This window comes from Rhizobium sp. WW22 (assembly GCF_047041135.1).
Taxonomy (GTDB): Bacteria; Pseudomonadota; Alphaproteobacteria; order Rhizobiales; family Rhizobiaceae; genus Rhizobium.
Map to the genome: position 1 here is coordinate 3180185 of NZ_CP178198.1, position 24024 is coordinate 3204208.

General features: G+C 59.7%; 21 protein-coding genes, 1 pseudogene and 1 riboswitch. Of the genes and pseudogenes, 11 read left to right on the forward strand and 11 right to left on the reverse strand.

From position 1 onward, the window contains the following. Positions 1-417: 417 nt before the first annotated feature. A complete protein-coding gene (locus ACK83U_RS15585) occupies positions 418-1113 on the reverse strand; it encodes a TetR/AcrR family transcriptional regulator (RefSeq protein WP_112606714.1) in 696 nt (231 codons plus the stop codon). Between the two features lie 180 nt (positions 1114-1293). On the opposite strand from ACK83U_RS15585, the gene ACK83U_RS15590 reads away from it, so the two are divergent. The 6 genes from ACK83U_RS15590 to ACK83U_RS15615 all read left to right on the forward strand — a co-directional run bounded on the left by ACK83U_RS15590 (position 1294) and on the right by ACK83U_RS15615 (position 7731). Further along, positions 1294-2580 carry an ABC transporter substrate-binding protein gene (locus ACK83U_RS15590; RefSeq protein ID WP_112606716.1) on the forward strand — a complete coding sequence of 429 codons (1287 nt, stop codon included), beginning with the start codon at positions 1294-1296 and terminating at the stop codon, positions 2578-2580. Between the two features lie 37 nt (positions 2581-2617). Beyond that, positions 2618-3553: a carbohydrate ABC transporter permease gene (locus ACK83U_RS15595; protein ID WP_412474859.1), complete on the forward strand. Its 936-nt coding sequence runs from the start codon at positions 2618-2620 to the stop codon at positions 3551-3553. Continuing rightward, complete coding sequence (locus ACK83U_RS15600) at positions 3546-4430, forward strand: carbohydrate ABC transporter permease (RefSeq protein WP_112606720.1); 885 nt, start codon at positions 3546-3548, stop codon at positions 4428-4430. The genes ACK83U_RS15595 and ACK83U_RS15600 overlap by 8 nt, the downstream gene beginning before the upstream one ends. A gap of 73 nt (positions 4431-4503) precedes the next feature. Then, positions 4504-5529 carry a Gfo/Idh/MocA family protein gene (locus ACK83U_RS15605; protein ID WP_112606722.1) on the forward strand — a complete coding sequence of 342 codons (1026 nt, stop codon included), beginning with the start codon at positions 4504-4506 and terminating at the stop codon, positions 5527-5529. Positions 5530-5536: 7 nt separating this feature from the next. Then, positions 5537-6607 (forward strand): Gfo/Idh/MocA family protein, encoded by a 1071-nt coding sequence (locus tag ACK83U_RS15610; RefSeq protein WP_112606724.1) that lies wholly within the window; start codon positions 5537-5539, stop codon positions 6605-6607. A gap of 44 nt (positions 6608-6651) precedes the next feature. Continuing rightward, positions 6652-7731 carry an ABC transporter ATP-binding protein gene (locus ACK83U_RS15615; protein WP_112607036.1) on the forward strand — a complete coding sequence of 360 codons (1080 nt, stop codon included), beginning with the start codon at positions 6652-6654 and terminating at the stop codon, positions 7729-7731. Positions 7732-7785: 54 nt separating this feature from the next. Here the strand turns inward: ACK83U_RS15615 and ACK83U_RS15620 are convergent, their stop codons facing one another. The 7 genes from ACK83U_RS15620 to epmA form a co-directional block, all read right to left on the reverse strand. Continuing rightward, complete coding sequence (locus ACK83U_RS15620) at positions 7786-10254, reverse strand: glycoside hydrolase family 2 protein (RefSeq protein ID WP_112606726.1); 2469 nt, start codon at positions 10252-10254, stop codon at positions 7786-7788. 77 nt (positions 10255-10331) lie between these two features. Continuing rightward, positions 10332-11291: a DUF1839 family protein gene (locus tag ACK83U_RS15625; RefSeq protein ID WP_112607038.1), complete on the reverse strand. Its 960-nt coding sequence runs from the start codon at positions 11289-11291 to the stop codon at positions 10332-10334. Between the two features lie 8 nt (positions 11292-11299). Next, the gene (locus tag ACK83U_RS15630) at positions 11300-12208 is read right to left on the reverse strand and encodes an amino acid--[acyl-carrier-protein] ligase (RefSeq protein ID WP_112606728.1); all 909 of its coding nucleotides are present in this window, start codon (positions 12206-12208) and stop codon (positions 11300-11302) included. Positions 12209-12213: 5 nt separating this feature from the next. Beyond that, positions 12214-13407: an acyl-CoA dehydrogenase family protein gene (locus tag ACK83U_RS15635; RefSeq protein WP_112606730.1), complete on the reverse strand. Its 1194-nt coding sequence runs from the start codon at positions 13405-13407 to the stop codon at positions 12214-12216. Further along, positions 13407-13658: an acyl carrier protein gene (locus ACK83U_RS15640; protein ID WP_112606732.1), complete on the reverse strand. Its 252-nt coding sequence runs from the start codon at positions 13656-13658 to the stop codon at positions 13407-13409. The genes ACK83U_RS15635 and ACK83U_RS15640 overlap by 1 nt, the downstream gene beginning before the upstream one ends. Before the next feature lie 363 nt (positions 13659-14021). After that, the gene (locus ACK83U_RS15645; RefSeq protein WP_112606734.1) at positions 14022-15074 is read right to left on the reverse strand and encodes a lysine-2,3-aminomutase-like protein; all 1053 of its coding nucleotides are present in this window, start codon (positions 15072-15074) and stop codon (positions 14022-14024) included. Continuing rightward, positions 15071-16135: an EF-P lysine aminoacylase EpmA gene (gene epmA, locus ACK83U_RS15650; RefSeq protein WP_112606736.1), complete on the reverse strand. Its 1065-nt coding sequence runs from the start codon at positions 16133-16135 to the stop codon at positions 15071-15073. Before epmA ends, ACK83U_RS15645 begins: the two co-directional genes overlap by 4 nt. Before the next feature lie 152 nt (positions 16136-16287). Here epmA and efp point away from each other — a divergent pair, with 152 nt between their 5' ends. After that, entirely contained in the window at positions 16288-16857 is a 570-nt protein-coding gene (gene efp, locus ACK83U_RS15655; protein ID WP_015341611.1) for an elongation factor P, read from the forward strand. A 107-nt stretch (positions 16858-16964) separates the two neighbouring features. On the opposite strand, the gene ACK83U_RS15660 is transcribed toward efp, so the two are convergent. Then, positions 16965-18815, reverse strand: a complete 1851-nt coding sequence (locus tag ACK83U_RS15660) for an ABC transporter ATP-binding protein/permease (RefSeq protein WP_112606738.1) — start codon at positions 18813-18815, stop codon at positions 16965-16967. Between the two features lie 163 nt (positions 18816-18978). Here ACK83U_RS15660 and ACK83U_RS15665 point away from each other — a divergent pair, with 163 nt between their 5' ends. The 4 genes from ACK83U_RS15665 to ACK83U_RS15680 all read left to right on the forward strand — a co-directional run bounded on the left by ACK83U_RS15665 (position 18979) and on the right by ACK83U_RS15680 (position 22566). Continuing rightward, a complete protein-coding gene (locus ACK83U_RS15665) occupies positions 18979-19821 on the forward strand; it encodes an AAA family ATPase (RefSeq protein WP_112606740.1) in 843 nt (280 codons plus the stop codon). Beyond that, positions 19821-20240 (forward strand): NUDIX domain-containing protein, encoded by a 420-nt coding sequence (locus tag ACK83U_RS15670; protein WP_112606742.1) that lies wholly within the window; start codon positions 19821-19823, stop codon positions 20238-20240. The genes ACK83U_RS15665 and ACK83U_RS15670 overlap by 1 nt, the downstream gene beginning before the upstream one ends. Positions 20241-20319: 79 nt before the next feature. Further along, a riboswitch (SAM riboswitch) is annotated at positions 20320-20397 on the forward strand. A gap of 45 nt (positions 20398-20442) precedes the next feature. Next, the gene (metA, locus tag ACK83U_RS15675) at positions 20443-21369 is read left to right on the forward strand and encodes a homoserine O-acetyltransferase MetA (protein ID WP_112606744.1); all 927 of its coding nucleotides are present in this window, start codon (positions 20443-20445) and stop codon (positions 21367-21369) included. 3 nt (positions 21370-21372) lie between these two features. Beyond that, the gene (locus tag ACK83U_RS15680) at positions 21373-22566 is read left to right on the forward strand and encodes a vWA domain-containing protein (RefSeq protein ID WP_112606746.1); all 1194 of its coding nucleotides are present in this window, start codon (positions 21373-21375) and stop codon (positions 22564-22566) included. 24 nt (positions 22567-22590) lie between these two features. Here ACK83U_RS15680 and ACK83U_RS15685 read toward each other — a convergent pair whose 3' ends face one another. Further along, positions 22591-22917 carry a hypothetical protein gene (locus tag ACK83U_RS15685; protein ID WP_112606748.1) on the reverse strand — a complete coding sequence of 109 codons (327 nt, stop codon included), beginning with the start codon at positions 22915-22917 and terminating at the stop codon, positions 22591-22593. Between the two features lie 306 nt (positions 22918-23223). Further along, positions 23224-23892, reverse strand: a pseudogene (locus tag ACK83U_RS15690) (DnaB-like helicase C-terminal domain-containing protein); the annotation flags it as partial. Positions 23893-24024: the final 132 nt, after the last annotated feature.

Consider the following 24024-nt stretch of genomic DNA (forward strand, 5'->3'; position numbering starts at 1 on the left):
CCTGTTATGGTCAGGCAAGTCTATTTTCATAGGGCACCAATATGCGTGGCCCCTCACCCCAACCCTCTCCCCGCCTGCGGGGAGAGGGAGTCTTCCAGCCCGAAATTGATATAGCGAGTTGGTTTGCTCTGTCGCCCCCTCTCCCCGTTTCAACGGGAGAGGGCTGGGGTGCGGGCTATTCAGTTCATTGCAGAAGCAGTTTACCGTCAGCCAATCGCATCGCCCTATGGCAGGAGATAGATCGTGTCGGCACGACAGACTTCATGATTTTCCTCCACGCCGATTCCCTCCAGAATCAGGAAAAGCAAATGCTTGGTCCTCCAAGCAATGTAACCATATAGTTACAAGATCGCGCGTTACCTCCGGCCTTGTCAATTACCTTTTGAAAATTTCTCGAAACCGCTGCGCTGCACGGCATTACACCCGGATCGAAGCAAGCGTGACGGCAACGATATGCTCACCCCAGGCATTGAGCGCATCCGGCGCCATCAGCTTCCGTGCAAAAATCGTCGACAGCGTATGGCGGTTCGACAGATAGAAGAAACCGAGCGCCGCGATCGTGAGATAAACGGATATCGGATCGACTGCCGGCCGGAAAATGCCGAGTGCCTCCCCGCGACGCAGCACATCGGAAAGCTCGTCGATCAGATGCGAATGCATGGCCGAGATTCTATCGGAGCGCTGCAGATAATGCGCGTGATGCAGGTTTTCGGTGGCAAGCAGGCTCAAAAACTCAGGATGCGCTAGGAAATGCCGCCAGGTGAACAAGGCCAGCTCCCGCATCCCCTCCTCCGGATGACGATGCGCCAGATCCAGCTGCTTTTCGGCATTGCGGATCGTCGCATAGCTCGCCTCTAGCACGGCGAGATAGAGCCCCTCCTTATCGCCGAAATAGTGATAGAGCATCCGCTTGTTGGTCTGTGCCCGCGCTGCGATCGCATCCACCCGGGCGCCGCCGAAACCATGCGCGGCAAATTCTTCCGTCGCCGCGTCCAGGATCGTTTCCTGGGTGCGCTGCGGATTGCGTGAGGCCTTCGTTGACCGCTTGTCCATGGTCTTGCAGGCATCCGCTTGTGCTTTATTTTCAGTCTCTTGTCTCGCCCTGACCGCCATGGACGATCTCCTTCCGAACGGTAGCATTAGCGACGGATGCGGCCGGTTCTGCCATGCATCGTTTTGATTGCCGCACGATTGGCGCTTGACAGCGGTCGCGTTTCTATCCAACTTGTAACCAAATAGTTATATCATGCAAAGCAGTTCGTAAATCATCGGTTCGCTGGGGAGGAGACCAGGATGACGTTGACGATCGACCGCCGGCAGTTGCTTGCCGGCATGGCAGCCACACTTGCTTTCAGCAGTATCGGACTTTCCCGCGCCAATGCGGCAACCGCGATGCGCCTTCTTTGGTGGGGATCGAAGGAGCGCAGCGACCGGACATTTGCAGCGGTAAAGGCCTATCAGGCCAAGAACCCGGATATCACCGTCGCCGGCGAATCCTTCGGCTGGGACAGCTATTGGACGCGCCTCGCCACGCAGACCGGGGGCGGCAATGCGCCCGACCTCATCCAGATGGACTATCGCTACATCTTCGAATATGCCCGCCGCGGCGCGCTGCTCGACATGACGCCTTATCTAGGCAAGAGCCTGAAGATCGAGGATTTCGGCCCCGCCAACATCGATTCCGGCAAGGTCGACAACAAGATCTACGGCGTCAGCCTCGGCGTGAATTCCTTCATGGTCGTCCTCAACACGGCCGCCTGGGCCGAAGCTGGTGTCGAACCGCCACATGACGCCATGACGTGGGAACAGGTCGGCGATGCCTGCGCCAAGGTAACCGCCGCCAAGAAGCGTCGCGGTTTCTATGGCACGGCCGACGCGAGCGGCGGGGAGCCGGCGCTAGAATGCTGGCTACGCCAGCGCGGCAAGGCGCTCTATACGACGGACGGCAAGCTCGCCTTCGAAGCCAAGGACGCTACCGAATGGTTCGATCTGTGGGGCCATATGCGCAAGATCGGCGCCTGCGTTCCGGCCGACGTGCAGGCGCTCGATCAGCAGACACTCGAAACCGATATGCTTGTCACCAAAAAGGCAGCGATGAGCTTCGCCCATTCCAACCAGTTCGTGGCCATTCAAGGCCTGAACAAGGAAAAGCTCGATATCGTCTCCTATCCGGTCGCGAGTGCAGACAGCAAACCCGGCCAGTATCTGAAGCCCTCCATGCTCATGTCGGTCTCGGCCACATCCCAGAACAAGGATGCCGCCGTCGCCTTCGTCAACTACCTAGTCGAAGACCCGGAAGGCACCAAGGCACTCGGAGTCGAGCGCGGCGTTCCGCCTTCAAAAAAGATCCGCGATCTCCTGACGCCGGATCTGGATCCCGTCAGTAAACAGGTGGTCGATTATATCGGCCGGCTGACACCACATGTCGGAGCGCTGCCACCATCTCCGCCGAACGGCGCCGGCGAGAATGCATTCCTGCTGAAGAAGATCGCCGAGGAGGTGGCCTTCGGCAAAACCAGCGCACAGGACGCTGGCACGAAGTTCACCGAACAGGCAGCAGCAAACATTACGCGAGGCTGACACCGTGGGTACAAACAGCAAGAGCGTTGCCGGCGGCTTGGCCGTCGGCGCGCGCGCGCCGTTGCGCGTGGAAACCGCCTATAAGGCGCCGAGCGCATTCGCGCGCAACGCACCCGGCTATCTCTTCCTTTTGCCGTGGTTCATTGGCTTCTTCGGACTGACCCTCGGCCCGGCGATTGCCTCGCTCTATCTCTCCTTCACCGACTACAATCTGCTGCAGTCGCCTAACCTCGTCGGCATCGAGAACTACGTGCGGATCGCAACGGCCGACGACAAGTTCCTGTCGTCGATGAAGGTGACGCTGTTCTATGTCGTCTGTTCGGTGCCGCTGAAGCTCGCCTTCGCGCTGCTGGTGGCGCTGCTGCTCAACCGCGGCATCAAGGGCCTGCCGGTCTACCGCGCCATCTTCTACCTGCCGTCGCTGCTCGGCTCCAGCGTCGCGATTGCGGTGCTCTGGCGTCAGATCTTCGATGCCGACGGCATCGTCAATACCCTGCTTTGGTACGCCTTCGGCATCAACGGGCCGAGCTGGATCTCCAATCCCGACTATTCGCTCTATACGCTCATCATCCTGGCCATCTGGCAGTTCGGTTCGCCGATGATCATCTTCCTCGCAGGACTGCGCCAGATCCCGACGGATCTCTACGAGGCCGCCAGCCTGGACGGCGCCTCCAAGGCGCGGATCTTCTTCAAGATCACCCTGCCGCTTTTGACGCCCGTGATCTTCTTCAACGCCGTGGTCCAGACGATCGACGCCTTCAAGGCCTTCACGCCGGCCTACGTCATTTCCTCCGGCACCGGCGGGCCGATCGATTCGACGCTGTTCTATACGCTCTATCTCTACCAGGAAGCCTTCGGCTATTTCCGCATGGGCTATGCCTCGGCGCTGGCCTGGATCCTGGTGATCATCATCGCGATCTTCACCACCTTCTCCTTCCTCTCCGCTCGTTATTGGGTCCACTACGATGACTGACGCGAAGCTCACCCATTTTGCCGAGGACATGAAGCCGCCGCGCGAGCGCCCGTGGTTCCTCTCCGTCCTCATCCACGTCGCCCTCGTCGCCGCGTCGATCGTGATGCTCTATCCGCTGCTGTGGATGCTCTCAGGCTCGATCAAGGACCAGAACGAGATCTTCGGCACAGCATCGCTGATCCCGTCACATTTCGATTTCAGCTCCTACGCCCGCGGCTGGTTCGGCGGCCAGGTCACCTTCGGCAAATTCGTCTGGAATTCGGCTGTCATCGCCGTGCTGTCGGTCATCGGCAATGTCATTTCCTGCTCGCTGGCGGCCTACGCCTTCGCGCGGCTGAATTTCTGGGGCAAGAATTTCTGGTTCGCCCTGATGCTGGGCACGCTGATGCTGCCCTATCACGTCACGCTGATCCCGCAATATATCCTCTTCCTGAAGCTCGGCTGGGTGAAGACCATGCTGCCGCTCGTCGTGCCGAAATTCCTGGCGGTCGACGCCTTCTTCATCTTCCTGATGGTGCAGTTCTTCCGCGGCATTCCGCGCGAGCTGGATGAGGCCGCGATGATGGACGGCTGCAGCCCTTGGCGCATCTACTGGCGCATCATGCTGCCCCTGTCGCTTCCCGTTCTGGCAACGGCCGCCATCTTCTCGTTCATCTGGACCTGGGACGATTTCTTCGGGCCGCTGATTTATCTATCGGATATCAACACCTACACGGTGCAGCTCGGCCTGCGCTCCTTCGTCGACTCCACCGGAAGTTCCGACTGGAGCAGCCTGTTTGCCATGTCGAGCCTGTCGCTGATCCCGGTCTTCCTGATCTTCCTCTTCTTCCAGAGGCTGCTGATCGACGGCATCGCGACCGCCGGTCTCAAACGCTGATTACGAAGCCCGTGGTCCCGAATACCCAAGATTTGGGGCCGCGAACCCACAAACCCACGAAAGGAAATGTCGCATGAGCGCGCTGCGCTTCGCCGCCATCGGCCTCAATCACGATCACATCTACGGCCAGGTCAACGTCATGCTGCGGGCCGGCGCCGAACTCGTCGCCTTCCATGCGGTGGAGGACGATCTCGCCGCCACCTTCGCCGAGCGCTTTCCGCAGGCACGACGCGTTGTCGACAAAAGGGAAATCCTCGAGGATAGCTCCATCGCGCTGATCGTCAGCGCCGCGATTTCCAGCGAGCGCGCCGGCCTTGCCATCGAGGCCATGCGTCACGGCAAGGACGTGATGCTCGACAAGCCCGGCATGGTGACGCTGGATCAGCTGGCAGACGTCAAAAAGGTACAGGCCGAGACCAAGCGCATCGTCTCCATCCTCTACTCCGAGCATTTCGAGACGGCCTCGACAGTCAAGGCCGGCGAACTGGTGAAGGCGGGCGCCATCGGCAAGGTCATCCACACCACGGGCCTCGGTCCGCACCGTCTGCGCAAGCCGACCCGCCCGGACTGGTTCTTCGACCGCAAGCGCTATGGCGGCATCATCGCCGACATCGCCTCGCATCAGTGCGAGCAGTTCTTGTTCTTTGCCGATTCCCTTGAAGCCGAAGTGCTGTCGGCAACGGTGTCCAATCGCGCCAATCCAGAAACGCCGGGCCTGCAGGACTATGGCGATTTCCATGTGAGGACGCCTGATGTCACCGGCTATGTCCGCGTCGACTGGTTCACGCCGGACGGTCTTTCCACCTGGGGCGACGGTCGCCTCTTCATTCTGGGCACAGAAGGCACGATCGAGCTGCGCAAATATATCGACGTTGCCGGCCGGCCCGGCACCGATCACCTCTTCCTGACCGACCGCAAGGGCATGCAGCATATCGATTGCAGCGGAGTGGAGTTGCCCTATGGCCGCCAGCTTGTCGCCGACATAAGAGATCGCACCGAAACGGCCATGGGCCAGGAACATTGCTTCAAGGCCATGGAGCTGGCGCTGAAGGCGCAGGCGCTTGCCGAGGCTACATCGCTCAAGAACATTCAAAGGTAATTGCGATATGTCCGACATCAAGAAAGTCGCGATCATCGGCCTCGGCATCGGCCGCTCCCACATCGTCGAAGGTTATCTGCCGCATTCGGATCGTTTCGAGGTCGCCGTTCTCTGCGATCTCAACGAGGAACGCCTGAACGCGGTCGGCGATGAATTCGGCATCGCGAGACGCCTCAGGGATTTCTCCGAAGTCCTCAACATGCCCGATATCGACATCATCGACATCTGCACGCCGCCCGGCTCGCATTTCCAACTGATTATGCAGGCGCTATCGGCCGGCAAGCATGTGGTCTGCGAAAAGCCGCTCGTCGGCTCGCTCGCCGATGTCGACGCGGTTATCGCGGCCGAAAAGACGGCCAAGGGCCGGCTGATGCCGATCTTCCAATATCGCTATGGCGACGGCATCCAGAAGGCCAAGCGCATCATCGCTTCAGGCATCGCCGGCAAACCCTATGTAGCGACGTCAGAGACACATTGGGTGCGCGGCGCCGACTATTATGCGGTCCCCTGGCGCGGCAAGTGGGATACCGAACTCGGCGGCGTTCTGATGACGCACTCCATCCATCTGCACGATATGCTGACCTATCTGATGGGACCGATCGCAGGCCTCTTCGGCCGCGTCGCCACCCGGGTCAACGATATCGAGGTCGAGGATTGCGCCAGCGCCAGCCTGCTGATGGAAAACGGCGCACTCGCCACCATCAGCGCCACGCTCGGCTCGCAGGAGCAGATCAGCCGCCTGCGGCTCGCCTTCGAAAACGTCCTGATCGAAAGCAACCACGAGCCCTACAGCCCCGGCCAGGATCCATGGAAGATTGTTCCGGCCAATGACGAGATCGGCGCGAAGATCGATGCGCTGCTCGCCAACTGGTCGCCGATCCCGAACCGTTTCAATACGCAGATGAGGCTGTTCCACGAAGCGCTGGTGTCTGGCGGCCCGTTGCCGGTGACGACAGCCGATGCCCGCCAGGCGCTGGAGCTGGTTACGGCATTCTACGAATCGTCGGAAACCCGCACGGAAGTCCGCTTCCCCGTCGGGCCGGAAGCCAAGAAATACAAGAGCTGGAGGCCGGCATGAACATTGCTCCGCGAGCCATCGGAACCAAGAAGGAGGAAGCACCCATGGCGACAAGCGTATCGCTGCAGAAAGTTATCAAGCGCTATGGCGAGCTTCAGGTGGTTCACGGGATCGATCTGGAAATCGAACCGGGAGAGTTCACCGTTTTCGTCGGCCCATCCGGCTGCGGCAAGTCCACGCTCCTGCGCATGATCGCCGGGCTGGAGCCGATTTCGGGCGGCGGCCTCTATCTCGACGGTAGCCGCATGAACGATGTCCCCGCTTCCAAGCGCGGCATCGCCATGGTCTTCCAGTCCTATGCGCTCTATCCGCATATGACCGTCTACAAGAACCTGGCCTTTGGCCTCGAAACTGCCGGCATGAAGAAGCAGGAAATCCAGCCCCGCGTCGAAAAGGCGGCCGAGATCCTGCAGATCAAGCAGCTGCTGCAGCGCAAGCCGAAGCAGCTTTCCGGTGGCCAGCGCCAGCGCGTCGCCATCGGCCGCGCCATCGTGCGCGAGCCCAACATCTTCCTCTTCGACGAGCCGCTCTCGAATCTCGATGCCGAACTGCGTGTGCAGATGCGCGTCGAGATTGCCCGCCTGCACCAGCGGCTCGGCAACACCATGATCTATGTCACCCACGACCAGACGGAAGCCATGACCATGGCCGACAAGATCGTCGTGCTCAATGGCGGCAAGATCGAGCAGGTCGGCGCTCCCCTTGACCTCTACAACAGGCCGAAGAACAAGTTCGTCGCCGGCTTCATCGGCTCGCCGAAGATGAACTTCCTCGATGCGAAGATCGTCGCCTCTGACGACGGCTCCGCCGTCATCGATCTCGCCGGCCAAACCGTGCGCCTGCCGCGCCGGCTCGGTGGTCTCCAGCCCGGACAGCCCGTGACGCTTGGCGCGCGCCCGGAACATTTGAACGTCGGCGATCGCGGCGTAGGGCTCGGTAGCGCACGCGTCGATCTCGTCGAGCACCTCGGCGGCCAGACCATCCTCTACGTCACGCTGCATGGCGGCCAGGCACTGACGGTCGCGCTGGAAGATCAACAGAGCATCCGCGCCGGCGAAACGGTCAGCATCCATATCGATCCCGAGCGCTGCCATCTGTTCGGCCCGGATGGCATGACTTTGTGATGGAGCTGGCGGCGGGCACGGAGTTATCCCGCCCCTGGCTGGCGAGATAGGCGCTCAAACCTCGACGATCCGCCGGCTGCCGACCGTGCGGATCTGGCCGGATGGAATGACATCGGCCGGAACGCCCTCCCGTCGGTACAGCCGAAGTCGCCGGCTGCCTGGTGCAAGATGGAACCAGTCATCCTCGGCGCGATAAGCTTCCAGGTCGATTTGCACCGATTGCGCCAACCGATCGCTGCTCAACTCGAGGAACCAGTCTTCACCCTCCTGCACTGCCGACGCCGTGATCTCCGCATCGTGGAACGCCTTTGTGCGCCCGAGCGGGAAGTAAAAGGCCTGGGCGATCGCAGTACCGGTCGCAGGAGCTGTCAGCCGCGCCACTGTCACATCATGCGATGGCGGTCCGAAACGGAACGCATAGGTCGTATCGAAGAAGGCGCCGAAAAGATCAGTGCAGGCTATCTTTTGCTTGCTTCGGGCATCGAGCACCAGATCGCGCCCGCCACCGACGACGATCTGACGGCCGTCGCGCAGGCAGGATACCTCGACGGTCAGATCGAGCGCCACATCGCTCTCGTTGATGACGTGCACGTCGAGACCATTGGTGCCTTCATCCATCAGCAGCACCTGTATCGGCTGGAAGGCACGACGCAATGCGTACCAGACCGGCTTCGGCTCCCCGGTCGAATCGATCACGCCCCAACCGGCGCCGGGAAGCAGATCCTGCAGCGTCCAGACGAGGGCGCCGTTGCAGCCGGAACCTTGGCGGCGCCACTCGGCATAGGTCTCCTCGGCCACCTCGCCGGTTACCGCACGGGAGAGGTTGAGATAGAGATCCGGGTCTTCCCGCCGTAGCCGGTTTGGCTCGAAGCCGTAAAGCTCCTGAAGATAATGATCACGCACATCCTCGAAATCCCAGGACGCGCCGCGATCGCGCGGCACGCGCTCTTTCCATAGCGGGCTATGGACTGCCGGAACCGGCAGGTGCTGGCCGAGCATGCGGGCTTGCGGCACGTGCGCGAAAGCCAGGCTCTCGGCGGCGAAGCGAACATCGGCGCGGCGGGCATCGGCAAGCGGCCGCATATAGGCGCCGACGCCGTAATAATGCGTGACGCCAACATTTGAAAAAAACGGCATTGCCCCGCCGGACGGCGAATTAACGACATAGGGCACATCCGGCCGCAGCGATTGCACCAGTGGTGGGATGATCTCCTCGACAACGGGGCTCTTCCAGAACTGCTCCGGCAGGCCCATCATCGCCGCCTGCTGATGGATTTCGCTGCCACCGCAAAGGATAGCCAGGCAAGGCGAGAGGCGCGTCCGACCCAAAAACTGCGAAACCTCCGTTTCGACATGGGCGTTGAACGCCTTGTCGTTCTTCGGATAGTCGAAATTGGCGAACATGAAATCCTGCCAGACGAGCAGGCCGAGTTCGTCACAGAGACGGAAGAATTCCGGCGTCTCATAGGCCATGGTGCCGCCGATGCGGATCATGTTCATGCCGGCTTCCGCCGCCAGCCGCAGCCAGCCCTCGTAATCACCGCGGTCGCCGGGGAGGCGCACGATATCCGCCGTAGTCCAGACAGCACCTCGGCAGAAAATCCGCTTGCCATTGACGATGACAGCGAAATCCTGCCCATCGACGCCGCGATCGACCGACAGCCGGCGAAACCCGGTCTGTCCGAGCGCATGCTCCACGCCATCGACGACGAGCGTGACATCATGGAGCTGCGGCACGCCATGCGTATGCGGCCACCATGGCACCACATCGCGGATTTTCAGGATTGCCGTATAGCGGCCGGGACCGTCCTTCTCGAACGCCTGTTCCGTCTCTCCGCAGCGCAAAAGGAGCTCTTCAACATCGCCCTCGATCGAGAGCGAGGCGTAGAGCCTGCCCTCACCATTCTCGAGCAGGTCCGGCCGCAAGGAGAGATCACGAATAACAGGCGCATTCGGCCGCAGCAGCGAAATCGGCCGCCAAGGACCGACGGCCTGAACCTCCGGACACCAGCCGGGCATATGGCCGAGCAGCGTCGTGCGCACCATCCGCAAGCCCTGTGGCGTGATCATCTGCGGCCGCCAACGGGCGCGTGGGCCGGGTTCCAAAAGCTTCGGCTCCAGCGCGCGGAAACAGAGCGCCAGCTCGTCGCCACCAAGCAAGGTGACATCGACGTCGTGAGCCTCGAACATGCTTTCGGACACAAGGATTTGCTGGCCGTTGAGGAAGACTTCGCAAAGCGTCGCCAACCCTTCCAGCCGCAAGACCGCCTCACCGGCGTCAGCATCCACCAGACGGCAGATGTACCAGGCATCGTGGTCGTGAAGAGGCTGCGGCTTCGTCCGGTCGAAGCGTCCGGTCCTTTCCAGGGCTTCCGCCACCGTGCCGGGCACGGGCGCCGGGATAAAGCCAGATGTCAGCGGCACATCGGAGGGCGAGAGGCAGGTGCCCGCCTCCGTCAATACCAGATTCCAACCCTCGCTCAGCCGCATTCCATCGCCGAGATCCGCCAAGCGCCCGCCCATGATATTTTTCGAGGGATTGCCCCCGCCCCAATATGTTCAGAAATAACCCAGCCGTATCGCGATCGAACGGAAGTCGGTCAAAGCTTCCGTTCGAGTTCGCTCATCATGGAATCCCACGCATCGGCAGCCGGATCAAGCGCCGTCCGCAGCGGCTCGAATTTCTTGCGCGTAATGGCCCGAGCCAGCTGGAACTGCACCGACTTCGCCGTCTCGGAAATTTTCCGCGCCTCGGCCACCGCTTCAGACAGATCGGTCGAAAGCCAGTCGAAATGGCTGCCCGCAAGCTCGAAATTGGCGCCGAGCTGACGCAACGTGTTGAAGGCATATTTATGGAAGAAGCCGAAAGGCCGTTCGGCGACCGCTTCCACCTGCGCCGGGAAGACCTCCGCGAAGGCGCGGATCGGATTGGCCAGCGGACGACGGCGGAAATGGAAAGACAAAAGCTGCCGCGCCGTCTGACGGATCGCAGCCTCACCCGGTGCCTTCTCCGGAAATTTCGCAAATTCCGTATAGGGCAGGAAGGGCAGATCCTCATTCGTCAGATGCAGCTGGAAGAGCCCGTCGAAGTCCTCGCTCGACAGCTGGAAGAATCCGCCATTGTGGAAGTAGTCGAGCGTGCGGCCCTGCATGTCGAGCCGGTTGATCGCGACCGTCGTCTTGCCGTGTTCGCGGCGATAGCCGACCCCTTGAGTATCCGGCATGAAGAAAGAATCCATCTCCACCAGGCAGAGCCTGCCGCGGCCGATCTGCTCGGCGACATGGTTCTGCACCTTGTCGTAGATCGCAAGCTCGGTGCAGCGCACGCCATAGAGCGCTTCCAGATCCTCGAGCGGCACCTTGAAGAAGGTGAACTGGTCGCCCTCGAAATCCTGTGTCAGCGTAAAGCCGAGCATGGCTTCCGGCGGCAGCTTCAGGCTCGAAAGAACCTCGATCCAGAGATCGATATAGCAGTTGGTCTCGGGCCACATGCGCTCGCTGTCGTGCAGTGCATGTGGCTTGTAGGCGGCGGGATCCAGCCCCTGAAACACGGAAGCCATGGGCGCGATCAGCCCCACAGCGCCTTGCGCACGCTCTCGGGCCATTCCTTGGTGTCGAGACCATGAGTGTGGAACAGCGCCAGCGCGATGCGCTCCAGGCCAAAGCCGACGCAGGCGGTATGCACGACGCGGCCATCGGCAAAGTTCAGGCCCCACTTCGTGCCAAAGGCATCCTGGTGGTAGTTGAAGCTCATGCAGGCGGTCGGCTTGGCGACTGAGGTGATCGGGATCAACAGCTCGAACTTCAGGTTCTGGTCGCGCTGATTGTTGGCGAGCATCTTGCCGGCGCGGCCGAAGAACGGGTCGTTGGCGACATCGATGGTTACATCGAGACCAACGGCCCTCATCATCTCGACACCGCGGTCCATCCAGCTCTGGCGGAAATCCGTCACGTGCTTTTCGCTGCCCATGCAGACATATTCGCGCATACGGAAGAGCTGCTGGCGGGCCGGGTCCTTGGAGGGCTCGTGGCGGAAGCAATAGGATTGCAGATCATAGAGCGCTCCATCTTCCGGAATGGCGCCGCGCTTGGCGACCGTCGGATAGAGCGGATAGCAGGCAGCCGGCGTCAGCACGATATCGGTCGCCTGCTGGTCTTTCGTCCAGTCGTCGCCCACTTCCATGCATTTCAGCAGGCTCATATGGCCGAGCTCGTTGCCGCAGAAGCTGTGCACCGTGCCGGCAAGCTGCGGGAAGCTCTTCATGTAGCCGCTCGTCTCAAAGAAGGCGCGGTTCATGCCGGGCGGAAAGCGGATGGCTTCGGCGCCATCGGCGCCGCCGAACGTGTCGATCAAGCGCTCGAAAGCGGAAATCACGTCTTCGAACTGGCCGCTGCGGCCGTAGAGACCATCGACGCCGGTGTCGATCAGGAGACCGGAATCGAAAAGACGGTCGAGAAACGATGTTTGCATATCCATGACGGTTACCCCAACAGGCTGGTATCTTGTTTGTGGACGAGCAGCATGGTCGACGTATTGCCGAGAATGCGGTCGTTCGAGATCATCAATTGTGCCGAATGCGCGTCGCGCAGGTGGCGGCCGAGGCTGTAGGGCGTACCGTTCTTGTAGCCCATGATGCCGCAGATCAGCATCGCATGGTTGATGATCGGCAGGATCATCTCCGATGATGCGATCTTGACGTTGTTCATCGCCACGGCAAAGGCCATCGACGACAGGCGGTCCGCGTCGAGCTTCGCCTCTTCATAGGCCTTGAGCCCCGCGACCACATTGGATTTCACCATCTGCAGCATGCTGGATGCTTCAGCCAGACGTAGCGCGCCGGGCGGCGGCGCGCCGGGAGACTTGCGGGCAGCAGCCCGCACGAAAGCCTGCGCGCGGGAAACCGCATCGGCGGCAATGCCGTACCACACACCGCTCCAGAGCAGATGCGAGCTTGCGAGCATCGACTGTGCGGCGATCTCGGCAAAGGGCTTCGGCAGGATCTGCTTGGCCGGAGCCTTTCCCTTAAACAGGAAGCCGTCGGAACAGGTGCCACGCATGCCGAGCGTGTTCCACTCGACGGTGCGCTTGATGTCGTATTGATCTTTCAGGAAGCAGGTCAGTACCTGATCGGAGGACGCCGCCTCGGCATGGCTGCGCGAGGTGATCAGAATGGCGTCGGCATGAGCGCCATAGGAAATGACGGTCGCATCCTTTTCGAGGGTGCAGGTATCGCCTTCGACATTGATGGCGCAGATACTGTTGCGCAGGTTGCCGCCGATCCCGCCCTCGGTCGTCGCAGAGGCAAGCAGCAGCTGTTCCCTGGCGATACGGCGCATGAAATCACGATGCCAATCGCTGTCGACGCCGTGCTCGACCAGGCTCGAAAGCTTGATCTGATGCATGGCGAAGACCATGGCGCTGGCGGCGCAAGCCTGACCGAGGATCGAGCAAAGCTCGGCGATTTCGGTCATCGACGCGCCTTCGCCGCCGAGATCGGCGGGGATCTGGATGGAGAGCAGCTTTTCGGCGCGCATCGCGTCGACTGCTTCGCGTGGGAACCGGCCCTCGGCATCGACGGCATCGGCGTGTTGGCTGGCGATCGCTGCGACGCGGGCGGCGCGCACCGCCGCTCCCTCGCCCGTCCCAACCTCGAGTAGAGCGACCGCCGCAGTCATCAGGCGACCTTTCTGCTGTCCAGGATCATGCCGACGGTTCTTTCGATTGCGGCGATGCTGGCGAAAGACTTGCGGTTCAGCAGGTTGTCCGGGAATTCGATGTCGAAGGCTTCCTCGATGCCGAGCATCAGCTGTACGGAAGCGAAGGAAGACAGCCCCGCCGCATAAAGATCAGCATCGTCTTCGATCTGATCGATAGCAACGGGAAGCGCGCCGAACTTGGCCAGCAAATCGCGAATCGTCTTGTTCATAGTCTAGTCCCTTCTGGCAATGGCAAGCATAACCGCAGTTACGCAGTCTTATTCTTCGCCGAGAAGTAACAGGCAAAATAGAACATTCCGCTAAGCGACGTGGTAAATACAACCAACTTATGCTTCGTGTAAAATTGCTATATTCGATACTTACCTGATTGAAATTTACCAAGCGTAAGCCATCTAACACGCGGCTCAAGCACAAATATCGAAAATCTCTAATATTAAGGAATGACGATTTTTGGAATGTCGAGAGGTGAAAGAAGGTTAACGTACCAAAATTCGCCACCACGTTTCATTCAAAAAACGTCATAACAATCAGAGCGTCAGTAAAAGTATAGGCCTGCAGGACAAAGGCCGCCCCTAGCCTTCCGGCGGATAGATATGGCCGCCGCCGCGATAGTCCGAAATCGAATAGCAGCCCTCGCCCAGATTGCGAACCGCGCTTCGACCGATGTCGGCCTTGCCGTAGCCACCGGGAATATCGAGAATGTAGGTCGGTTGGCAAAGGCCGGAAATACGGCCGCGCAGGCTTGCTACGATTGCCTGCCCTTCGGCGATCGTAAGGCGGAAGTGGCTGGTGCCGGGCGCAAGGTCCGGATGATGCAGATAATAGGGTTTCACCCGGGTTTCGACGAAAGCCCTCATCAGCGCCGCCAGAACCTCCGGATCGTCATTGACGCCCTTCAACAGAACCGACTGGCTGATAAGCACGATTCCCGCATCGACCAGCCGGGCGCAGGCAGCACGCGCCTCATCCGTCATCTCCCGCGGATGATTGGCATGAAGCGCTACATAGATGGTCTTGCCGCTCGCCTTCAGTGCCGCAATCAGCGCCGCATCGACCCGCAAAGGATCTACGACTGGGATGCGGGTGTGGAAGCGGACGATCCTCACATGGTCGATCTCGGCAAGCTGCCCGAGAATCTCTTCCAGGCGCCGCGGTGAAAGCACCAGCGGATCGCCGCCGGTCAGAATGACCTCCCAGATCTCCTTGTGCTCGCGGATATAGGCAAAGGCGCCGTTAAGCGCCTCGCCATCGAGCATGCCGAGCCCCTGCGGTCCGACCATCTCGCGACGGAAGCAAAAGCGGCAATAGACCGGGCAGACATGCACGGCCTTCAGAAGCACGCGATCGGGATAGCGATGAACGATACCCTCGACGGGGCTATGCGCGTGATCGCCGATCGGATCGGTGCGCTCCTCGGGCGTGACAACGAGTTCCGCCAGATCAGGCACGAACTGCCGGGCAATAGGATCGGCGGGGTTTTCGGCGTCGATCAGTCGCGTCACGGTCGGCGTCAAGGCGACGGCGTAGCGCTCCGCCACGGCTTCGAGCGCCACTGCCTGGTCGGCGTCGATCAGCCCGGCGCGCTCAAGTTCGCCGATAGTCCGGATTGGGCGCATCACATTCATGCGTCATACTCCGCGACTGGTGCCCACAGCACCTGTTCGACCCGCGAAGCGCCGGTTGCCAGCATCACGAGCCGGTCGAAACCCAGCGCGATGCCGCTTGCGTCAGGCATGACGGCAAGCGCCTCCAGAAACTCCTCGTCCAGCGGATAGGTCTCGCCATAGACGCGCTGCTTTTCCGCCATCTCGATCTCGAACCGGCGGCGCTGCTCCTCGGCATTGGTAAGCTCGCCAAAGGCATTGGCAAGCTCAACGCCGCAGGCATAGAGCTCGAAACGCTCGGCAACGCGGTGGTCGGCTGCCGACGGCCGGGCAAGCGCCGCTTCGGAAACGGGATATTCGTCGAGGATCGTTGCGCGGCCGAAGCCTAGATTCGGCTCAATCTTCTCGACCAGCACGCGGCTGAAAAGATCCTGCCAAAGATCGTCGTCGGCAACACGGATGCCCGCCTTGCGCATATCCGCCGCCAGACGCTCGCGATCCGTCGATCCGTCGAGACCGATGGAGGCAAAGAGATCGATGCCGGCATAACGTTCGAAAGCGGCTGCGACGCTGATGCGCTCGGGCTGGAGGAACGGATCGGTTTCGGCTCCGCGATAGCTGAGTTTCTTCGCTCCCATCGTCTCGGCCGCAAGCCCCAGGATTGCAGCGCAATCTGCCATCAGGACCTCATAGCTTTCGCCGGCTCGATACCATTCAAGCATGGTGAATTCCGGATGATGCAGCGGTCCGCGCTCGCGATTGCGGTAAACGTGGGCAAAGCAGGCGATGCGCTCCTCGCCCGCCGCAAGCAGCTTCTTGCAGGCAAATTCCGGTGAGGTGTGCAGATAGAGGGGCAGCGTTTTGCCATCCGTCGTCACCGCCTCGGTCACGAAAGCATGCAGATGGGCCTCGTTGCCGGGCGATACCTGCAGTGTCGCCATATCGACCTCGATGAAGTCGTTGCGCGCGAAGAAAACCCGCAACGCAGCCTGAATGGCATTGCGGCCGATGAGGAACGGCCGCCGGTCCGCATGGACATTGCGGGTCCACCAGGGGGACGCTTTGCTCGTCTTTGGCTTCATTCCTAGCTTTCTTCGGGGCACGAGCCACGCAAGGGGGTGGCAATTTCCATTGATTTAGGGTAGTTGCGCCCCCAAGCAAACAATTGCTGCGTCTCGGAGAGCATTTCGACAGTCCCTCTACGACGCAAAACGCAGCGTTACAAGGAAGTCTTATGGTCAAGGTCATCGCCTCTTCGGTCCGCAAGGGCAACGTTCTCGATGTCGACGGCAAGCTCTACGTCGTTCTCACCGCTCAGAACTTTCATCCGGGCAAGGGTACGCCGGTTACCCAGGTCGACATGCGCCGCATCGTCGACGGCGTGAAGGTCTCTGAGCGTTGGCGCACCACCGAACAGGTCGAGCGCGCCTTCGTCGAAGACGTGAACTTCCAGTACCTCTATGAAGACGGCGAAGGCTTCCACTTCATGAACCCGGCCACCTACGACCAGGTTGTGGTAGATGTCGAAACCATGGGCGACCAGAAGGCCTATCTCCAGGAAGGCATGACCTGCATCCTGTCGATCCACGAAGGCATCCCGCTCGCGATCGAACTGCCGCGCCATGTCACGCTCGAAATCAGCGAGACAGAGCCGGTCGTAAAGGGCCAGACGGCATCGTCTTCCTACAAGCCTGCCATACTGTCGAACGGCATCCGCACACTGGTGCCGCCGCACATTACCGCCGGCACCCGCGTCGTCATCGCCACGGAAGACAATTCCTACGTCGAGCGCGCCAAGGACTGAGCCTCAAGCTCATAGCTTGCATGAAAAACGCCTCGTCCTCGCGACGGGGCGTTTTGCGTTTTGGGCGGTTGAAGCCAGAGGATCACATGAAGATGGATCCCACCGTATTAGGGAGCACTGGCCTTTTTCCCGCCCGTCCGCATTGCACCGGCGGTCTCGGGCGGCGTTTGCATATCGGTGCTGTGCTCATGCGGAGCGAGGGACTGCAGATGCAGGATGCGCGGCGACATGGATTGCATGAAGGCTTCTGAGCGCCCGATATAGATCAGAGTCGCATCCTTCAATTCGGTGAGCATAGCAAAAGCCTTCGCCTGAACTTCAGCCTCGAGCCCATCCATGGCATCATCGAAGACGATCCATTTCGGCTTCGCGAGCAGCAGATGCGCAAAGCCGACAGCCTTCTGCTCTTCGGTATCGAGCAATCGATCCCAGCGGGCCTGCGTATCGAGACGGCTCTTGAGCCGGCCGAGGCCCACCTTGTCGATGACGGCCTCGACAGCGGCATCGTCGTAGGCGTCCGGATCATCCGGAAAACAGATTGCCTCTCTGAGCGTGCCGGTCGGCACATAGGGCGTGTGCGGCACGAAGAGCATGTCATCCATCGGCGGCAGACTGACCGTGCCGGAGCCGCTGTACCACTGGTGCGCCAGCACCTCGAACAGCAGCCTGCGGTTTACGCCGTGATCGCCATTGATCATCACATGCTCGCCGGCATTGATCGTGACCGTACCCTCCGCGATGCGGAAGCCGTTTTCAGTCGCCTCGTCGCTGGTCTTCGTCGAAATTTCCAGATCGGTCCAAGCCATCGTCCCGGGTGCCGCCTTCTCAAAGACGAGGGTGTGCGGCATCGGCGTCTTGTCGTCCATCTCCGTCAGCGCCTTGCGGAAATCGGTCACGCGCATCAGCGTCGCGCGCCATTCGGCGATCGGGCCGAAATTCGCGACATACCAGCGCAGCGCCGAATTGACCTGATTGAAGGCGCCGACCGCCACCATCAGCTGACCGAAGGTCAAGCCTCCGGAGAAATAGGCGGGCGCAGCAACGAGGATCGGAATGATGAGCACCAGCCAGCCATAGCCGGCGGACACCCAGGTGAGATTGGTATTGGCGATGGCAAGCTGCCGGATGACGGCAAGCACGGCCGATATATCGAGATTGATCCGCCGGCGCTCGTTCTCTTCGCCGCCGGCAATCGTGATCGCCGGCATATGCTCGTTGGCATGCATGAGCGCAAAGCGCAGCTCGGCCTCTTTCGAATAGCGATCCGCATTCAGCCGCACGAGGCGGCGGCCGACGAATTGGCTGAGGAACGATGCCGATCCGGCATAGAGGATTGCCGCCCAGACCATGTAGCCGGGGATGGCGAAATTCATGCCGTTGACTTTGAATACCATGCCGCTGGAAAGCTCCCAGAGCACGCCGATAAAGCTCAGCAGCAGGATCGTCGCCTGCACCAGACCGATGGCGAGCCCGGTCGTGCTTTCCGCGAGGTTGCGGGCATCTTCATGCAGACGCTGGTCGGGATTGACGCCGATCAGGCCGGAAGAGGCGAGACGAAGCGCGCGCTTCGCCTGAAGCCACTGATTGACGAGATCACGCGCCAGACCCTCGCGCATGTACAGCGCGGTCATCTGGTTAAGCCAGGCCTGGATGACGTTGAGGACCAGAAGCGAACCGGCGATGATGCCGAAGACGCCGAGCTGATGGAAGAAAGCGGTGATATCGCGCCTTGCCAGCGAATCGTAAAAGGGCGCGTTCCAATTGTTGAGCAGCACCTGAACATAGGCCGTGACGAGGATGATTGCGAAAAGCGCGACGACGAGAATAATGAGCTTGATGCGGACCGGCGAATTCCAGAACGCGGAAAACATCATCCTCAACCGAAAGAAGAGGCTCAAATCGTATCCGACCTGCTCGTTCCCCTGCCCATTCGGCTTGGCTTGCGTATCAACTGCCATCAGCACTTCCCTGCCACGCGTCCCGTCAGTTAATCATGAGCCGCCCTCATGTCCACCCTTGCAATAGATCGGTGGGATCACATTCCTATATACACGGTTTCGCGTCTTAAACCGAATAAGGCCAGCAATTAGCTTGCGCTTGAAAAATTGAGAAAGCCTTCCGATGCAATTTCAGGGAACTGCCGACTATATCGCCGACAAGGATCTGATGGTCGCCGTCAATGCCGCCATAAGGCTGGAGCGTCCGCTTCTCGTAAAGGGCGAACCCGGTACGGGCAAGACCGAACTCGCACGCCAGGTGGCCACCGCGCTCGGCCTTGGCCTGATCGAGTGGAATGTCAAATCGACGACGAAGGCCCAGCAGGGTCTCTACGAATATGATGCGGTTTCGCGCCTGCGCGACAGCCAGCTCGGCGACATCAGAGTTCATGATGTCAGCAACTACATCCGCCGGGGCAAGCTTTGGCAGGCATTCACCTCGCCGCAGAAATGCGTGCTGCTGATCGACGAGATCGACAAGGCCGATATCGAATTCCCGAACGATCTCCTGCAGGAACTCGACCGCATGGAATTCCATGTCTACGAGACCGGCGAGACGATCCGGGCCGCGATCCGCCCGATCGTCATCATCACCTCGAACAATGAGAAGGAGCTGCCGGACGCCTTCCTGCGCCGCTGCTTCTTTCATTATATCCGCTTCCCCGACATGCAGACGCTGACGCGCATCGTCGAGGTGCACTATCCCGGCATCAAGCAGACGCTCGTCCATGCGGCACTGACGCAATTCTTCGAAATCCGCGACGTGCCGGGCCTGAAGAAGAAGCCCTCGACCTCGGAAGCGCTCGACTGGATCCGCCTGCTGGTCGCAGACGATATCGATCCAGAAACGCTGCGCGCCGATGCGAAGAACGTATTGCCGAAACTCCATGGCGCGCTTCTGAAGAACGAGCAGGATGTGCACCTCTTCGAGCGGCTGGCCTTCATGGCACGTGGGCAGGGTAGATAATGCAACCCGATGCCGTAAAGGTTTTGATCTATGCTGTTCGGGATCGGCATCTGCTGGTATTCGATGAGCCAGACTTCCCCGCCGTCCAGCTCCAAGTTCCTGGTGGCACTGTCGAATCCGGTGAGGACATTGTAGCGGCCGCAGCGCGCGAATTCGAGGAGACCGGTTTTGCGCCGCGCGAACTCTATTCCCTGGGCGTCCACGACTACCGTTTCGAAAAGAACGGCCGCGATTATTATCACCAACGGCACTATTTCCGCTGTGGTATCTCCGAGCGAGCGCCTGCCACTTGGCTCCACCACGAAATGACGCCTTTCGACGGTGGCGACCCGATCGGCTTCCGCTTCTTCTGGCTACCGATCGAGGCTGCCAGGCATCGCCTCGGTTATGGCATGGAAGCTCTCATTGAATATCTGTAGGCCACATCGCGCCTCCAAGCTCAGCTCAGCCTTTCCCCGACGCTTGCCCCATTGACCCGCGGAGATGTCGGGTTTATGAAATTTCCCTTGTGGTGATTTGGCCGGCCGGCTTGCAGCCACGTTAAATAAGTCGCTAAAGGGCCGCGTGCGGACCGGTAGCGATTCATCGCGGCCGGTTTTTTTGTATTTGGCGAGTGAAAAGATGCCCATCAAGATTCCCGATACGCTCCCCGCGTTTGAAACCCTCCAGAACGAGGGTGTGCGGGTGATGACCGAAACGGTGGCGTTCCGTCAGGATATCCGCCCCCTTCAGATCGGGCTTCTCAACCTCATGCCGAACAAGATCAAGACCGAGATCCAGATGGCGCGCCTGGTCGGCGCCTCGCCGCTGCAGGTGGAGTTTTCCCTGGTGCGCGTTGGCGGCCACAAGGCCAAGAACACCTCGCAGGAGCATCTGCTTGCTTTCTACGAGACGTGGGAGGAAGTGAAGCATCGTAAGTTCGACGGCTTCATCATAACCGGCGCGCCGATCGAGCTGCTCGAATATGAGGACGTCACCTACTGGAACGAGATGCAGGAGATCTTGGATTGGACGACGACCAACGTCCATTCGACGATGAACGTCTGCTGGGGTGCGATGGCAGCGATCTACCATTTCCACAAAGTGCCGAAATATACGCTGACGGAGAAGGCCTTCGGCATCTACCGCCATCAGAACCTGAAGCCCTCCTCGGTCTATCTCAACGGCTTCTCCGACGATTTCGCCATTCCGGTCTCGCGCTGGACCGAAGTGCGCCGCGCCGACATCGAAAAGGTGCCTGGTCTGGAAATACTGATGGATTCGAGCGAAATGGGCGTCTGCCTCGTGCATGAACAGGCATGCAACCGGCTCTACATGTTCAATCACGTGGAGTATGATTCCACCTCTCTAGCGGATGAGTATTTCCGGGATGTGAATGCCGGCGTGCCGATCAAGATGCCGCACAACTACTTCCCGCATAACGACCCTGAGATCCCGCCGCAGAACCGGTGGCGCAGCCACGCGCATCTGTTCTTCGGCAACTGGATCAACGAGATCTATCAGACCACGCCATATGATCTGGAGGAGATCGGCCAGGAAAGGATTTGAGGCTTGTTCATTCCCTTCTTCCTGAAGCTGAAGGAAGCGAAGGTTCCGGTGACGCTCCGGGAATTCCTGTCGCTGCTTGAAGGAATGGAAGAAGGGATCGCCGAATACGACGTCGAGGCCTTCTACTATCTGGCGCGCGCGACGCTGATCAAGGACGAACGCTTCATCGACCGTTTCGACCAGGTCTTCGCCGATTACTTTCGTGGCGTCGAGGCGATCGGCGGCAATGCCGATGGAGAAGCGGCGGAGCCGGCCGTCCTTCCCGAGGAATGGCTGCGCAAGCTCGCCGAGCGGCATCTGACCGAAGAGGAAAGACGGCAGATCGAGGCGATCGGTGGCTTCGACAAGCTGATGGAGACGCTGCGCGAGCGGCTGGCCGAGCAGACGGGCCGGCATCAGGGCGGCTCGAAATGGATCGGCACGGCAGGCACCTCGCCCTTCGGCGCCTATGGCTATAACCCAGAAGGCGTGCGCATCGGTCAGGAAACCTCGCGCCACCGCCGCGCGGTAAAAGTCTGGGATCGACGCGACTTCAGGAATCTCGACGATGGCGTGGAGCTTGGCACCCGCAACATCAAGGTAGCGCTGAAACGCCTGCGCCGCTGGGTACGCGAAGGCGCCGCCGAAGAACTGGATCTTTCCGGCACCATCCGCTCCACCGCCGAACATGGCTATCTCGATGTCCAGACACGGCCGGAGCGCCGCAACGCCGTGAAGCTGCTGATGTTCTTCGATGTCGGCGGCTCGATGGACGACCATATCCGCGTCGTCGAAGAACTCTTCTCCGCCGCCCGCGCGGAGTTCCGCCACATGGAGTATTTCTACTTTCACAACTGCCTCTACGAGGGCGTGTGGAAGGACAATCGCCGCCGGCGCGTCGACATCACGGCGACGACGGATCTCATCCGCACCTTCGGTCCCGACTACCGCGTCGTCTTCGTCGGCGACGCATCCATGAGCCCCTACGAGATCACTCAAGCCGGCGGCTCGGTGGAGCACTGGAACAAGGAGGCTGGGGAGGCCTGGCTCGCCCGAATGACCGGCCATTTCCGCAAATGCATCTGGATCAATCCGGTGCCGGAAAGCTATTGGGGCCACACGACCTCGATCTCGATGATCCGCCGCCTGATGAGCGAGCGCATGTACCCTCTGACGCTGGGCGGGCTGGAAAGGGCGACGCGGGAATTGTCGCGCTGAACACTGCGTACGGCGCGTTCGCGTTTAGCGTTCTTCGATGGATTTTGTAAACCGCTTCTCTAGACCAACAAGCTTCTCATTAAATCGATCATTGAGATCGTAGAGCTTATCTCCAAGGGTCTCGAGCGCTTCGCTGGCAACCTCGGCCCTTATTGTATTGCCGCGTTCTGTTATCAGTCTCTCTAGCGATTTGGTTCGCTCATCAAGTAAAGTCTTGAGGACGGTGACCTCGGATTGGAGTTCAACTATTTGCGCGCCTTGACGTTCAACCCGTTTAAATAGTTCGTCAATCCGTTCGAGTACCTGGACAGCATCGCTGCTTTTCTTAAGCATGTCAGCAAGTGAAACCATTTTTCAGCTCTCACTAGCCAACTGAAATCGCCTTAGGTTCTCATCTATCCTCTGAATAGTTTGATCCCAATCCTTCATTTTATGTGCCATATAATCGGACAAATCGATAGTGAGGCTCTCAGGGTCGGCGTGTTCGACACCATAATTAAAAACGGCGCCGGTTGAACCCACTTGCCCCGTATCCAAAAAAGAGATTTCGACGGCATCCGCATTTGCCGGTCTTCCCATCATTGTCGCATAGTCAACAGTTCTCTTATCGAGCTCAGCGTGTAGGAACCTCATATCCCGGGTATATTCAGGTGTCCCGGCATCATGTATTTCAAAAACGACCAGTATTGAAATGTCGATTTCGTTAGCCAGAGATTTTAGTCCGCTGATAATTTGGGCTAATTCTGCGACTTCATGATCTCTCCCGCCTCCCTGTCGTGGAAGCAATAGTTGGAGATAGTCGATAATTAGAACATCAAGTCCACGCTGGCGCTTCAGGCGGCGCGCACGCGCAGAGAGCTGAGCGACCGAAATGCCGCCAGTCTCGTCGATATAAAGCGGAACCTTCTGCATTTCTTGTGAACAGGCAACAAGTTTTTCAAATTCGACTTCCGTAATGTCGCCGCGCCTAATTCTCGACACCGGAACGCTCGTCTGTTCGGAGATAATGCGTGTCGCCAGTTCTTCAGCCGACATCGCCAATGAATAGAAACCAACGACACCACCTCTCCTCACCTTTGGTGCATCGCTCACGTGGGCTTTTCGCTCATAGGTGGAGGCGATATTGTATGCGATATTAGTTGCTAAGGATGTCTTGCCCACACCAAGGCCACCGGCGAGGATTGTTAAGTCGGAACGTTGGAGACCCTTCATCCTATTGTCAAATGCAGCTACGCCGGTTGAAATACCAACTTGATCACCATGCTCCAGAGCGGTAGCCGCTCTGTCGAGCGCGAGAACCGTCGCCTCCTCGATTGAATGGAAGCCGCGTTCTGTGTTGCGGATTTTGGCAGCCTTCATGTTCATTTGATATTCCCAGAATTTGGCATCAGCCGACCTCACGCTACCACTCGCATCTAACGCTAGCAACAACTTGAGCGGCAGGTGTATTTTCAGCGG